The organism is Bombilactobacillus folatiphilus, assembly GCF_023380265.1.
In the GTDB taxonomy this organism is placed as follows: Bacteria; Bacillota; Bacilli; order Lactobacillales; family Lactobacillaceae; genus Bombilactobacillus; species Bombilactobacillus folatiphilus.
The window spans coordinates 1,540,268-1,553,286 of the sequence record NZ_CP093366.1 but is presented as its reverse complement, the minus strand read 5'-3'; the positions used below and the strand labels follow the sequence as shown (position 1 = coordinate 1,553,286).

Here is a 13,019-nt window from a genome sequence, read left to right as displayed (position 1 = left end):
TTACTCACCAAATTTCTTAGTCATTTTCTTCACTAAAAAAGACACCTTGGAACATGTCTTTTTTAAGATTTGGAATGTCGTTGGGCAAACCATAATTCACCCAATAATTGAGCTAAAACGTAACCTAAGGCAATGGCACCGGTAATTAATAGCACATGAAAACATTGTTCCAAAGCCACATTACGCTGTGCGGACATGAATTTTTCTAAAGCTTGATAAGCACTAGCTCCGGGTACTAACGGCACCAAACCGGGAATATTAAATACGGTGCTGGGTTGCTTACGAATACGTGAAAGAATTAGGCCGATGATACCAACAACAAACGCCCCTACAAAATTGGCCGGGATACTGCCTACGTGAATCTGGATTAATAACCAATAAGTCGTCCAACCTAAACAGCCCGCCAAGCCTGTCCAGCACAATTGATTTTTTGGGACTTGGATAAATAATCCGAAAGCGATCGTTCCAATGAAACTTAAACTAATTTGAACGATTAAATGTCCCATATACAAGCTCCTTTAAACTAAGTAAAATGCAATGCCCACGCCCACGGCAATCGCGCCTACGACCATGGATGATTCAATGCCTCGCTCAATTCCAGCTAATAAATTGCCTTCAAATAAATCACGTAACGCATTGGTCATTGGTACACCTGGTACTAACGGCATGATGGCACCAATAATGATATTATTGACGTTTTGTCCACCTAAATATTTGACTGCTAATAAAGTGAGCATCGCAATCACAAAGGCACCTAATAGTTCCCCAATAAACCGCAAGCGGGTGTGCTGACCGAGGACAATCGCGACCCAATAGCCAATAGCTCCAATGACAAAAGCAAAAAGAAAATCATGCCAATCGTATTTTTGGGTAAAAATAATCATTAAACAAGCACTTTCCAGTCCTGCACCAAAAGTTTGCATGGCTAGAGAAAATGGTGGTGGGCTGGCTTGAATTGCTTTGAGGGCGATTTGAAAATCATCCAAACTAATGTCTCCAGCTTCAAATTGTCGTGATAAAGTATTAACTTGCGCAATGCGATTCATATCAATTCCGCGGCGTACCACTTGGGTAAAGCGCGTATAAGGTGCCTGTTTAAAGCTAATTAAGACGCCTGTCAAACTGGTGAAAGCGGCATTATCCATCTCGTGTCCACAAAAAGCAATGTGGCGCATAGTATCTTCGACACGATAAATTTCTGACCCAGCTTCGACAAGAATGCGGCCAGCTAATAAACAGACTTCCATCAATTGATCTTTATCCATGAGTGCAGCCCCTTTTTTTGACCGTAATATACATTATTATACTATACTCAATTGCAAGTGAGGTGTAGGTGATGCATGTAGGAATTATGGGCGGTTCAGGTTTTGTGGGTCAAGGTTTGTTGCAGCAGTTACAGACAACTTCTTGGCAGGTGACGAGTTTTTCGTGTTCAGGGAATAGGCACGTGCCGCTGGCATTGCAAGACAGTGTTCAATTTGTGCAGACAGATTTTATTCATGATAAAAATTGGCAACCTTGGATGCAGCAATGTGATTGGTTGATTGATTTGGTAGGCATCTTTAGTGAACGTCCGCGGCAAAATTTGACTTATCAACAAGCGACCTTTATGCCTGCCAAAGTAGTGGCCGATTTTCTGAAGACACAGCAGTTAACACCACAAATTATCTATGTGAGTGCTAATTGGGCGCCTAGTTTTATGGGTAAATATTTGTTTTATAAAGATAAAACGGCCCTTTATTGGCAACAGCAGCTCGGTTCGGTGGTACGGATTGTGTATCCCAATTTGATTTATAGTCCACAGCAAAAGCGTAATCGTTGGTTTGCGAGGTCTTGGTCACTGATTCAATGGTTACCACAAGTTCAGTTTTTTAAACCAATGACTTTGGCCGATTTTAGCCAAAATTTACAACTAATCATGCAAGATCAACCAAGTTTTTTACTGCAGCGTCGCCACAACTAGTCAATGATTTTTAATAATTGAAAGTATTAATTAATGTTAGATGTTTGCACCTATGGCAGGTCGCACCTTCGTGACTTCACCCGTCGATAGAACTTTTAAACCCGCAGTGGTTTTTAAAATCAAGTTTGCTTGTGAATTGATGCCGAGGATTTTACCTTGAATTTTTTGTTTACCGACTTGGGCAGTGACCGTCTGGTTGAGCCAACAAAGTTTGGTTTGATAATCTGACAAAAAGAAACCTGATGTAAAGATCTCTTTAAACTCCCAAAAATTTTGGATAAAAAGGCTTAAAAAATGATTTATCTCATTAAATGTAGGGAGAGTATCAAATAAGTTCCCTACGTTAGGCGGTAAATTTTGTTGATTGAGGTTTAAACCAATACCAATCACTGCAATTCCCGGATGAGGCTGTTCGACTAAAATGCCAGCTACTTTTTGATCGGCCAATAATAAGTCATTGACCCATTTAATCTGCGTATTAATTTGCCAATAATTTTCAATCGTTTTGTTCAATAACCATGCAATGCCAGTCGTCAAGAGACCGGCATTATAATCCAAATCAGGCACAGCTAGTCCTAAAGATAGATAAAGTCCCCCCAAACCGGAGTGAAATTCCCGGTTGAATTTGCCATGACCTTGGGTCTGCTGATCGCTGATGACTAGATAAGCATGGTGCGAGTCAATCATATGCGCCATTTGCTGGATAATTTGGTTAGTTGAAGTGACTTGGTCGTACCAAAAAGTCTGGACAGGTAAATTACCTAATTGTTTTTGTAATAAACGCGCTTTTGTCGAAAGAAAATTCATGATACTCCTTTGAAGTAGTTTGATTTTTAAAATATTGACTTAAGTAAGCACAATTCGATTATAATAGGCAAAACATATATTATAATAATAGTTAAATTTGACTTTTAAAGCAAGTTGCAATATGATACTGCCATCAAACACTTTGATGTTTGAAATAAATTAAGGAGCTGTTGTGATCTCAATGAAACTTAATTCCAGTGAAATTCAGGCGTTAATTCCGAATCGTTTTCCCATTTTTTATATGGATGGCGTTCAGGAGATGGAAGCTGATCAGTCGATTATGGCAATCAAGAATGTGACGGTTAATGAGTCTTTTGTGAATAGTTATTTGCCAGGGCAATTTATTATGCCTTCGACTTTAATAATTGAATCATTAGCTCAAGCAGCGTCCATTTTTATTTTGAGTTCACCTAGTTTCAAAAATAAAACAGCTTATCTGGGAGGTATTCCACAAGCTGAGTTTTTAATGGATGTTAAAGCCGGCGATCAATTACAGTTAAAAGTAGAATTAAAAAAACAGCGCCAAAATATTGGCTTAGTTAGTTGTGTCGCTTTGGTTCATGATCAACCAGCGGTCACCGCAGATTTGATGTTTATTGTTGAAGACAATGAGGGTGACAACTGATAAGTTGCAATTATTTGGTCGGTAAGGTAGAGGCGAAACCTTCTTGGATGATGAAATGCAACGTATTAATCAGTTATTAACAATCGTGTACACTGACATTTTACGAGTTGAAGAACGCGAACTGAAAAAGAGCGATTTTAAAGATATTTCGGTCAAAGAAATGCATGCGATTGATGCGATTACAATGTACGAGCATAAGACCAGTTCGAAATTGGCTAAAGAATTGATGATTACACCGGGCAGCGTGACAACGATGGTCGGTAATCTAGTGCGTAAAGGTTATGTTGTGCGAATTTATGGTGAAGATGATCACCGGATTGTCCGCTTGGGTTTAACACGCAAGGGACGGTTAGTTTATCGTGCTCATGATCTATTTCATCGCCGAATGGTCGCTAAATTTATTGAAAGCTTTAATCAAAGTCAAGTGGAAATCATTGAACATGCGTTACTGAATTTGCGCGCGTTTTTGGAATTTCCAGCTCATATTGATAATACAAAGGAGTAAACAGGATGGGATTAAGAATTCAACAAACATCCTATTATGTACCACCAAAAATTGTCACGAATGATGATTTAACTCAACTGATGGAAACATCTGATGAGTGGATTACTTCGCGGACGGGAATCAAGCAGCGTCATTTGTCTGAAAATGAGCAAACTTCCGATTTAGCTTATCAAGTGGCCAAGCAGTTATTGGCCCAGGCTAATGTGGAAGCAAAAAGCGTTGATTTTATTATTGTAGCGACGATGTCTCCTGATTATCAAACTCCGTCGACCGCGGCTTTAGTTCAAGGACGTTTAGGAGCTAGTCAAGCATTTGCCTTTGATATTAGTGCGGCTTGTTCAGGGTTTATCTACGCGTTAGCTTTAGCAGATAAATTGTTGCAGGGTTCTTATCAACGAGGTTTGGTCATTGGGGCAGAAACACTGTCCAAGTTGATCGACTGGCAAGCCCGTTCAACCGCTGTTTTGTTTGGTGATGGCGCCGGTGGTGTTTTAGTGGAAGCTGCGCCGCAAGTACCGGGAATTGTGGCCGAAGATTTACAGACTTTGGGTGATCAATTTCAAGCCTTGACGGCGGGTTATTTACCTTTAAATTCAGCGTTTACGAAAGATTCGACAGAAGCCAAACAGCACTATTTTCAAATGGACGGTCATGCTGTATATCGTTTTGCGACGCATGTTGTGCCGGATTCCGTTCAAAAAGTTGTGAAACAAGCGCAGTGGTCGTTGGCTGATGTTGATCATTTTTTATTGCATCAAGCGAATGGGCGAATGCTTAAAGTAATTGCTCAACATTTGGATCAACCATTAGATAAATTTTTACAAAATGTAGCTGAATTTGGTAATACATCAGCTGCAAGTGTGCCGATTTTGTTGGCACAAAGTGTAGCCCAAGGTCTTATTACGCGTCAACAAAAATTAGTGTTAAGTGGTTTTGGTGGCGGTTTGACGGCGGGCAGTTTAGCGTTAATTTATTAAATTTAAACAAACTAAGGAGTTTTACAAATGACAGATCAAGAAATTTTTAACAAGGTAAAAGAAATTATTGTGGACCAAACTGGTGAAGATGAAGAAGCTGTGACTTTAGAAGCTAATATCAAAGATGATTTGAATGCTGATAGTTTAGATATTTTTGAAGTTATCAACGAATTAGAAGATGAATTTGACATCAAGATTGAAAATGAAGATGGCATCCAAACAGTGCAAAATTTGGTTGATTTTGTCAAAAAACAATTAGCAGAAAAGGAAGATTAACATGCAATTAAGTCCGTTTATTCAGAGTCTGGGGCTTAAGTATCCAATCTTTCAAGGTGGCATGGCGTGGGTCGCTGATGGCAAATTAGCTGCCTCTGTTTCAAACGCTGGCGGCTTGGGGATTATTGGCGCTGGGAATGCGTCTGGTGAAGTTGTGGCACACGAAATTGAAGTTGCTACTTCTTTGACGGATCGCCCGTTCGGCGTCAATGTTATGTTATTATCGCCTCATGTGGAAGAAGTTGTAAAAGTTGTGTTGGCGCATAAAGATCAAATTGCGTTAGTCACGACCGGTGCGGGTAATCCTGGCGATTACTTTACACAATTTAAGGCTGCCGACATCAAAGTGATTCCGGTTGTCGGTTCAGTAGCGTTGGCTAAAATGATGGAACGTGTGGGTGCCGATGCGGTGATTGCCGAAGGTATGGAATCTGGTGGTCATATTGGTAAACTCACGACGATGGCTTTATTGCCGCAAGTCGTTGATGCTGTCAATATTCCTGTCATTGCTGCCGGTGGAATTGCCGATGGTCGCGGTCTAGCTGCTGTGTTAATGTTAGGCGCTCAAGGTGTCCAAATGGGGACGCGCTTTTTGGTTGCGACAGAATCTAAAGTGCATCCAATTTATAAGCAAGCAGTGCTTAAGGCTAAAGATGCTAGCACGATGGTGACAGGTGATTTTGCTGGTCATCCATCCCGTGTTTTGAAAAATCAAATGGCTAAAAAATACGTGAAGTTAGAAAAAGCTGAAGCAGCAAAAGATCATCCTGATTATAGCAATATTGAAGAATTAGGTAATGGTAGTTTACGGCGAGCAGTTTTAGACGGCGATGCCAAAACTGGTGCGTATATGGCTGGTGAGATTTCGGGATTGATCAAAAAGGAACAACCAGCTGCTGAAATTTTGGAAGAAGTATATAATCAAGCTGATAAGCTTTTAAGTGGGGAGCACTAAAAATGCTAGGATTACTGTTTAGTGGTCAAGGTGCACAAAAAACAGGTGTGACACGAGATTTGTATGATCAACTACCACTTTATCGGCGTAGTTTGGATCATACGGCACAATTGTTGCAAATGGATCTTCCTAGCTTATTGTTCGATGATTACTATGCTGATAAATTGGCGCAGACACAATATGCGCAACCAGCGATTGTGGCAATGAGTTGGAGTTTGTTCCAAGTTATTAGAATTTATTTACCTAAGCAAACTTGCGGTTTAGGTTTGAGTTTGGGTGAATATAGTGCTTTAGCATGTAGTGGTTATTTGGAATTAGAGGAAGTCTTGCGGGTCATTAAGCGTCGCGGTGAATTGATGCAGCAAGCTAGCGAACAAACACCTAGCCAGATGGTTGCGATTATGAAAGTTGATTTTGCAACGGTTCATAAAACGGTGCAACAGGCGACTTCTTTAGGCGCGGTTGGTGTGGCTAATGTGAATACGCCTAGTCAAATCGTTGTCGGTGGGGTTCCAGAAGCTGTTGATCAGGTGGTCGAGCAATTGACGACACAAAATCAAGCGCGGGTTGTTCCCTTAAATGTCAGTGGCGCTTTCCATACGCCAGTGATGCAATCAATTCAAGTTCAGTTGCAACAAGAATTGCAAAAAATAGCTTGGAAGCAAGGCAACTTCCCAGTTTATAGTACAACAACCAAACGTGTTTTTGATCCGAAAACACTTACGTCGAATTTGACAGCACAATTGGTGCATACCACTTATTTTGCAGACACCTTGCAACAACTTGCTCCATTAGATAAAGTTATCGAGGTGGGTCCAGGTAAAACCTTGTTAGGCTTTACCAAAAAAGTGTTGGGCAAAATTCCATCTTATCGTTTGGATAGTTTTGATGCGTTGCAACAAACAGTAAGCGCAATGGAGGCAGCCACAAATGGATTTGAAAGATAAAGCGGTTTTAGTGACAGGTAGCTCACGTGGTATTGGTTTGGCAATTGCCCAAGAATTTGCTCGTCAGGGCAGTCATATTATCTTGAATGCTCGTCATGCGATTGATGATGAAATTAAAGCACAAATTACCCAGTATGGTGTTCAATGCTGGGATTTTAGTGCTGATGTGACTTCGATGGATTCTGCCAAAAATCTGATTGCACAAATTATGGAACAGGTCGGACATATTGATGTCGTCGTCAATAACGCTGGTATTACACGTGATGGATTATTAAACCGGATGTCAGAGGAAGATTTCAATAGTGTTTTGCAAACTAATTTGGTTGGAACTTTTAATGTGATTCGCCAAGCTTTGCGTCCAATGTATAAACAACGTTCAGGCTGCTTTATTAATTTATCTAGTGTGGTCGGCTTGACAGGTAATATTGGGCAAGCTAACTATGCGGCTAGTAAAGCAGGCATTATTGGTTTGACAAAATCCGTTGCGCAAGAAGTTGCTTTGCGCGGTTTGCGTTGCAACGCGATTGCTCCAGGAATGATTGATACACAAATGACGCAAGCTTTAAGTGCGAAACGTCAGGAAGAGATTGTTGCACAAGTGCCGCTGAAACGATTTGGTCAAATTCAAGAAATCGCCCAAACGGCTGTTTTTTTGGCTCAAAATGACTATATTACTGGTCAAACCATTACCGTTGACGGCGGATTGACCATGCAGTAAGGAGATAATAATGACAAGAGTTGTGATTACGGGATTAGGCGCACTAACCCCCATTGGTAATGATACCGCTAGTTTTCAAGCTGGTCTGGACGCTCAAAAGGTAGGTTTTGAACCGATTACACATTTTGATCCGGCCAAAACTGGCGTCAGTGTGGCAGGACAATTAGATGATTTTGATCCCTTGCAGCATTTAACTAAAAAAGATCTCAAACGGATGGATGCTTTTTCTCAATATGCGGTCTATGCTAGTGATGAGGCTATGGCTCAAGCACAAATTACGTCGGAAAATACTGATGAGAATCGTTTTGGTGTGATTTGGGGTAGTGGAATCGGCGGATTGACTACGATTCAAGAGCAAGTTACCAAAATGAACGCTAAGGGTGCAGATCGCGTGTCGCCGATGTTTGTGCCGACTGCGATTGCGAATATGGCCGCGGGTAATTTGTCCATGCGTTATCAGGCTCATGGCATTAGTACAACGATTGTAACTGCATGTGCTTCTAGTACGAATGCGATTGGTGAAGCATATCGTCAAATCAAAGACGGTCGCAGTGATGTGATGATTACAGGCGGTTCAGAAGCATCCATTAACCAAATTGGGATTGCAGGTTTTGCAGCTTTATCAACTTTATCTACCGCGACTGATCCGACCAAAGCGAGTTTGCCATTTGATATTAATCGTTCGGGTTTTGTCATGGGTGAAGGTGCAGGTGCTTTGGTACTGGAATCATTAGAACATGCTCAGGCTCGTCATGCACAAATTTTAGGTGAAATTGTTGGTTATGGTGCTACATCTGATGGTTATCATATTACTTCACCTGATCCTAAGGGTACACAGGCTGCACGGGCCATGACTTTGGCTATGCAAGAAGCGAAGATTACGCCACAACAAGTTGGTTATATCAATGCTCACGGAACGGGGACAAAAGGTAACGATTCTGCAGAATCAAAGGCCATCCAACAAGTTTTTGGTGCTGATAATCAAGTTTTGGTTTCGAGTACGAAAAGTATGACCGGACATTTGTTGGGGGCCGCGGGTGCTGTGGAAGCAGTGGCAACAACTTTGGCATTACAGTCTGGTAAATTACCGGTCAATGTTGGCATTACAAAACAAGATCCTGACTGTGATGTTCATTTGGTGACGGCGGATAATGTGCAACAACAAACTGATTATGCGTTAAGCAACTCATTTGGTTTTGGTGGACATAATGCTGTTTTGGCAATGAAGAGGTGGCAAGCATAATGACGTTTGAAGAAATTCAAGCTTTAACAAAACAAGTTAATCAAAGTAATATTAACGAACTTGATTTAGAATTTGACGGCGGTCATTTGTATTTGAGCAAACAATCTGCTGCTTCTATGACACAGCCGCAACAATCATCCCCAGTAGCTGCTAATCCTGCAATAACGCCGGTAGCTGCGGTACCAGAATCCTCAGCGGCTGCTTTACCACAGATTAAAGCACCTTTGGTGGGAATTGTTTATTTACAACCAGCGCCTGATCAAGCCCAATTTAAGCAAGTTGGCGATCAAGTTGCAGTGGGCGATGTGGTTTGTGTGATTGAAGCCATGAAAATGATGACAGAAGTTAAAAGCGAAATTAGTGGCGTCATTAGCGACATTTTGGTATCGAATGAAGAAGTTGTTGAATACGATCAACCATTATTTACAGTGACGCCACAATAGTTGAGAAGGGAAATTACTTAATGGAAAATAATCAGCATGTTTTAGATACTGTTCAAATCCAAAAAATTATTCCACATCGTTATCCAATGCTATTAGTGGATCGAATTTTGGATTATCAACCGGGAGAATATGCCATCGGTCGGAAGAACGTTTCGATTAATGAAGAATTTTTTCAAGGACATTTTCCAGGCAATCCAGTTATGCCCGGAGCTTTAATTGTTGAAGCTTTGGCACAAACAGGAGCAATTGCATTATTGACTTTACCTGAATTTCAAGGGAAGACGGCTTATTTTGGCGGTTTGAAACGGGTTAAATTTCGTCAAATGGTTCGCCCCGGCGACAGTTTGCGTTTAGAAGTAAAATTAGATAAGCTACGTGGCAATATTGGCGTTGGCAAGGCAAAAGCATATGTTGATGAACAAGTTGCTTGCTCAGGTGAACTGACTTTTGCAATTCAGTAGGTGATGTGAAGAATGTTAAACAAAGTTTTGATTGCTAACCGCGGCGAAATTGCGGTGCGGATTATTCGGGCTTTACGTGAATTAAACATTGCTTCGGTTGCTGTTTATTCGACCGCTGATAAAGATGCTCAACATGTCAAAGAAGCAGATGAGGCAATTTGTATTGGCAGTGCGCAACCGGCTAGTTCGTATTTAAATATGCAAAATATTGTGAGTGCGGCTCTTTTAACGGGTGCTCAAGCAATTCATCCAGGCTATGGTTTCTTATCAGAAAGCGATGAGTTTGCGCAATTATGTACAGAATGTCATTTGATTTTCATCGGTCCTTCGGCGCAAACGATTGCGTTGATGGGCAATAAAGCTAATGCCCGCATTACAATGCAACAAAATGATGTGCCTGTAATTCCTGGCAGTGATGGTTTCGTTAAGGACGCTGATGAAGCGTTGGTGGTTGCAAAAAAAGTTGGCTTTCCAGTGATGCTCAAGGCTGCTGCTGGTGGCGGTGGTAAGGGAATTCGCAAAGTTTATGAACCTAAAGATTTGAAGGCTTCTTTCATACAGGCTCAAGAAGAGGCACAATTATCTTTTGGTGATTCACATATGTATTTAGAGAAAATTATTTCTCCAGCTAAGCATATTGAAGTCCAGATTATGGCCGATCAAGCTGGTCATGTCGTGGCTTTGCCCGAGCGAGACTGCTCATTACAAAGACGTCAGCAAAAAGTTTTAGAAGAAACGCCTTGTGTGGCGATTAATGAGCAAGAACGTCAGCATTTACAGCAATTAGCCATTCGAGCAGTGCAAGCCATTCATTATGAAAATGTTGGCACGATTGAATTTTTGATGGATCCGGATCATCATTTTTATTTCATGGAAATGAACACGCGTATTCAAGTAGAACATTCTATTACTGAAGAAGTAGCGCAAGTTGATCTCGTTCAAGAACAGTTGAAAATTGCGTCAGGACTTGATTTGTCTATGCAACAAAGTGATGTCCAAATTCATGGTCATGCAATTGAAGCGCGGATTAATGCAGAAGATCCTAAAAAGAATTTTCAACCACAAGCCGGTCAAGTACAGCAAATGGCGTGGCCCGGTGGTTTGGGAATTCGGATTGAAAGTGGCATTATTAGCGGTGACACTGTCTCACCCTTTTATGATTCCATGATTATTAAAATTATTGCTTCGGGACCGAATCGTGATTTAGTTTTGCGACGGATGTTGAATGCTTTACGGGAATTTAAAATTACTGGTATTACCACCAATCGGGAATTTTTGATGACGTTATTACAGCAAAAACAAGTTCAACAAGGCGGTTATTTGACGACTTATATTGATCGGGAATTTTTGCCCGCTTATTTAGCTACGGATAAAGAATTGGAGGCTCAACATGAGTGAAAATCATTTTGCGCCTCATCCTAGTCAGGCTTTAAATAGTTATCATCAAAATGTACCCCGAGGAATTTTTCGTTATTGTCCGCACTGTGGCTTAAAATTTTATTTTCGCCGTGCCGGCAAATATCAGATGTGCCCCGAATGTGGTTATGGTTTTCGAGTAAATGCCCATCAACGTTTAAAAATGTTGACAAAAGTCTTCGAAGAATGGGATAAAGATGTCACAACCACTGATCCGCTTGATTTTCCAGATTATCAGGATAAATTACGCAAGGCACGTTCTAAAACCAAACTCAGTGATTCGGTTTTAACAGGTAAAGCACAGATTAAGGATCATGAAGTAGCTTTAGGCATTATGGATCCAAATTTTATTATGGGTAGTCTAGGAACAGCGACAGGTGAGCGGTTGACACGTTTGTTTGAACAAGCAACACAACAGCAATTACCAGTCGTGTTATTGACAGCTTCTGGTGGTGCGCGAATGCAAGAGGGTATTCACTCTTTGATGCAGATGGCTAAAGTTTCGCAAGCGGTCAACGCACATCGTCAAGCGGGTTTATTGTATATTGTCATTTTGATGGATCCGACCACCGGCGGCGTCACGGCTAGTTTTGCTTCTCAGGCTGATATTACATTGGCAGAACCGAAGGCGTTATTAGGTTTTGCGGGACGACGGGTCATTGAGCAGACGATTAATCGTCAGTTGCCTCCTGATTTTCAGAGTGTGGAAAATGCTTACCAAAATGGTTTTATTGACGCTTTGGTTCCACGGACGCAACAGGTGGCTAAATTAGATCAGTTGTTAACAATTTTTGAAGCGCAAAAGTGGGGAGGTTTTCATCATGAGTGATCAACAAGTTAAATCAATTATTGAAGGCGCTCGTAGTGATGCCAAAGCAGATTTGTGTCCATTAATTGATCAACTATTTCCCGATTTTTTTGCTTGTCATGGCGATCGTGTTGCAGCCGATGATCCGGCAATTATTGCGGGCTTTGCGACCATTGAACAACATGCAGTAGCAGTTGTAGCGACTAACAAGGGTCGTGAACTCAAAGAACGTTTGTCGACGCATTTTGGAAGTCCGACACCACAAGGTTATCGTAAAGCTTTGCGGATGATGCAAACGGCAGAACGATTGGGCGTGCCGATTATTTCCTTGATTAATACACCTGGAGCTTATCCCGGTGAAGAAGCAGAGATTAGTGGTCAAGGTCAAGTTTTGGCCCAAAGCATTAGTTCAATGTTGCAACTCAAGACGCCTATTTTAACAATTATTATTGGTGAAGCTGGTTCTGGTGGTGCGTTGGCTTTAGCTTGTGCTGATCAAGTTTGGATGCTAGAACACAGTATGTATACGGTTTTGTCGCCGGAAGGTTTTGCTTCTATCATGTGGAAGGATTCCAAATTAGCTGCGCAAGCCGCGCAAATGATGCATATTGAACCAGAATGGTTGCAACAACAACAGATTATTGAAAAATTATTGCCAGAAAAAATTTTGGATAATCAAGCGCATGATTTACAGCAACTAATTGTTCAACAATTGACTGAATTTGATCAAATTTCATTAGATGAATTGTTAGTCAAACGACAAGCCCGTTTTCGGAAATTTTAACAGTTCTATTTAAAATAAAAAAGCCGCTTTTAGTGCAGTGATATTTCTCCGTAAGTAGGATTTTCAGAGATTTATCAAATGACTAAGGGCG

Annotated in this window: 17 protein-coding genes; 14 read left to right on the top strand and 3 right to left on the bottom strand. The window is 41.1% G+C overall.

The window, feature by feature from the left end; all coding sequences use genetic code 11:
- Positions 1-62 precede the first annotated feature (62 nt).
- On the bottom strand, positions 63-506 hold the full coding sequence (locus tag MOO45_RS07720) for a threonine/serine exporter family protein (protein WP_249514333.1): 444 nt from the start codon (positions 504-506) through the stop codon (positions 63-65).
- A 12-nt stretch (positions 507-518) separates the two neighbouring features.
- Positions 519-1,265 (bottom strand): threonine/serine exporter family protein, encoded by a 747-nt coding sequence (locus MOO45_RS07715; RefSeq protein ID WP_249514332.1) that lies wholly within the window; start codon positions 1,263-1,265, stop codon positions 519-521.
- Between the two features lie 71 nt (positions 1,266-1,336).
- On the opposite strand from MOO45_RS07715, the gene MOO45_RS07710 reads away from it, so the two are divergent.
- A complete protein-coding gene (locus MOO45_RS07710; RefSeq protein ID WP_249515194.1) occupies positions 1,337-1,963 on the top strand; it encodes an NAD-dependent epimerase/dehydratase family protein in 627 nt (208 codons plus the stop codon).
- A gap of 36 nt (positions 1,964-1,999) precedes the next feature.
- On the opposite strand, the gene MOO45_RS07705 is transcribed toward MOO45_RS07710, so the two are convergent.
- Positions 2,000-2,770 (bottom strand): biotin--[acetyl-CoA-carboxylase] ligase, encoded by a 771-nt coding sequence (locus MOO45_RS07705; RefSeq protein ID WP_249514331.1) that lies wholly within the window; start codon positions 2,768-2,770, stop codon positions 2,000-2,002.
- A gap of 181 nt (positions 2,771-2,951) precedes the next feature.
- On the opposite strand from MOO45_RS07705, the gene fabZ (MOO45_RS07700) reads away from it, so the two are divergent.
- From fabZ (MOO45_RS07700) to MOO45_RS07640, 13 genes are read left to right on the top strand one after another with little or no spacing between them, the layout of a single operon-like run.
- The gene (gene fabZ / locus MOO45_RS07700) at positions 2,952-3,395 is read left to right on the top strand and encodes a 3-hydroxyacyl-ACP dehydratase FabZ (protein WP_249514330.1); all 444 of its coding nucleotides are present in this window, start codon (positions 2,952-2,954) and stop codon (positions 3,393-3,395) included.
- A 55-nt stretch (positions 3,396-3,450) separates the two neighbouring features.
- Positions 3,451-3,900 carry a MarR family winged helix-turn-helix transcriptional regulator gene (locus MOO45_RS07695; protein ID WP_249514329.1) on the top strand — a complete coding sequence of 150 codons (450 nt, stop codon included), beginning with the start codon at positions 3,451-3,453 and terminating at the stop codon, positions 3,898-3,900.
- A gap of 5 nt (positions 3,901-3,905) precedes the next feature.
- Positions 3,906-4,877, top strand: a complete 972-nt coding sequence (locus tag MOO45_RS07690) for a beta-ketoacyl-ACP synthase III (protein ID WP_249514328.1) — start codon at positions 3,906-3,908, stop codon at positions 4,875-4,877.
- 27 nt (positions 4,878-4,904) lie between these two features.
- Positions 4,905-5,153 (top strand): acyl carrier protein, encoded by a 249-nt coding sequence (locus MOO45_RS07685; protein WP_249514327.1) that lies wholly within the window; start codon positions 4,905-4,907, stop codon positions 5,151-5,153.
- A 1-nt stretch (position 5,154) separates the two neighbouring features.
- Positions 5,155-6,108: a nitronate monooxygenase gene (locus MOO45_RS07680; protein WP_249514326.1), complete on the top strand. Its 954-nt coding sequence runs from the start codon at positions 5,155-5,157 to the stop codon at positions 6,106-6,108.
- Positions 6,109-6,110: 2 nt separating this feature from the next.
- Positions 6,111-7,055, top strand: coding sequence for an ACP S-malonyltransferase (locus tag MOO45_RS07675; protein WP_249514325.1), 945 nt, complete (start codon positions 6,111-6,113; stop codon positions 7,053-7,055).
- The gene (gene fabG / locus MOO45_RS07670) at positions 7,039-7,773 is read left to right on the top strand and encodes a 3-oxoacyl-[acyl-carrier-protein] reductase (protein ID WP_249514324.1); all 735 of its coding nucleotides are present in this window, start codon (positions 7,039-7,041) and stop codon (positions 7,771-7,773) included. Before MOO45_RS07675 ends, fabG begins: the two co-directional genes overlap by 17 nt.
- A gap of 10 nt (positions 7,774-7,783) precedes the next feature.
- On the top strand, positions 7,784-9,016 hold the full coding sequence (gene fabF / locus MOO45_RS07665) for a beta-ketoacyl-ACP synthase II (RefSeq protein WP_249514323.1): 1,233 nt from the start codon (positions 7,784-7,786) through the stop codon (positions 9,014-9,016).
- Positions 9,016-9,459, top strand: a complete 444-nt coding sequence (locus tag MOO45_RS07660; RefSeq protein ID WP_249514322.1) for an acetyl-CoA carboxylase biotin carboxyl carrier protein — start codon at positions 9,016-9,018, stop codon at positions 9,457-9,459. Before fabF ends, MOO45_RS07660 begins: the two co-directional genes overlap by 1 nt.
- 20 nt (positions 9,460-9,479) lie before the next feature.
- Positions 9,480-9,920 (top strand): 3-hydroxyacyl-ACP dehydratase FabZ, encoded by a 441-nt coding sequence (gene fabZ / locus MOO45_RS07655; RefSeq protein ID WP_249514321.1) that lies wholly within the window; start codon positions 9,480-9,482, stop codon positions 9,918-9,920.
- Positions 9,921-9,932: 12 nt separating this feature from the next.
- Entirely contained in the window at positions 9,933-11,318 is a 1,386-nt protein-coding gene (locus MOO45_RS07650) for an acetyl-CoA carboxylase biotin carboxylase subunit (RefSeq protein ID WP_249514320.1), read from the top strand.
- A complete protein-coding gene (locus MOO45_RS07645) occupies positions 11,311-12,165 on the top strand; it encodes an acetyl-CoA carboxylase carboxyltransferase subunit beta (RefSeq protein ID WP_249514319.1) in 855 nt (284 codons plus the stop codon). The genes MOO45_RS07650 and MOO45_RS07645 overlap by 8 nt, the downstream gene beginning before the upstream one ends.
- Positions 12,158-12,928: an acetyl-CoA carboxylase carboxyltransferase subunit alpha gene (locus MOO45_RS07640; protein WP_249514318.1), complete on the top strand. Its 771-nt coding sequence runs from the start codon at positions 12,158-12,160 to the stop codon at positions 12,926-12,928. Before MOO45_RS07645 ends, MOO45_RS07640 begins: the two co-directional genes overlap by 8 nt.
- Positions 12,929-13,019: the final 91 nt, after the last annotated feature.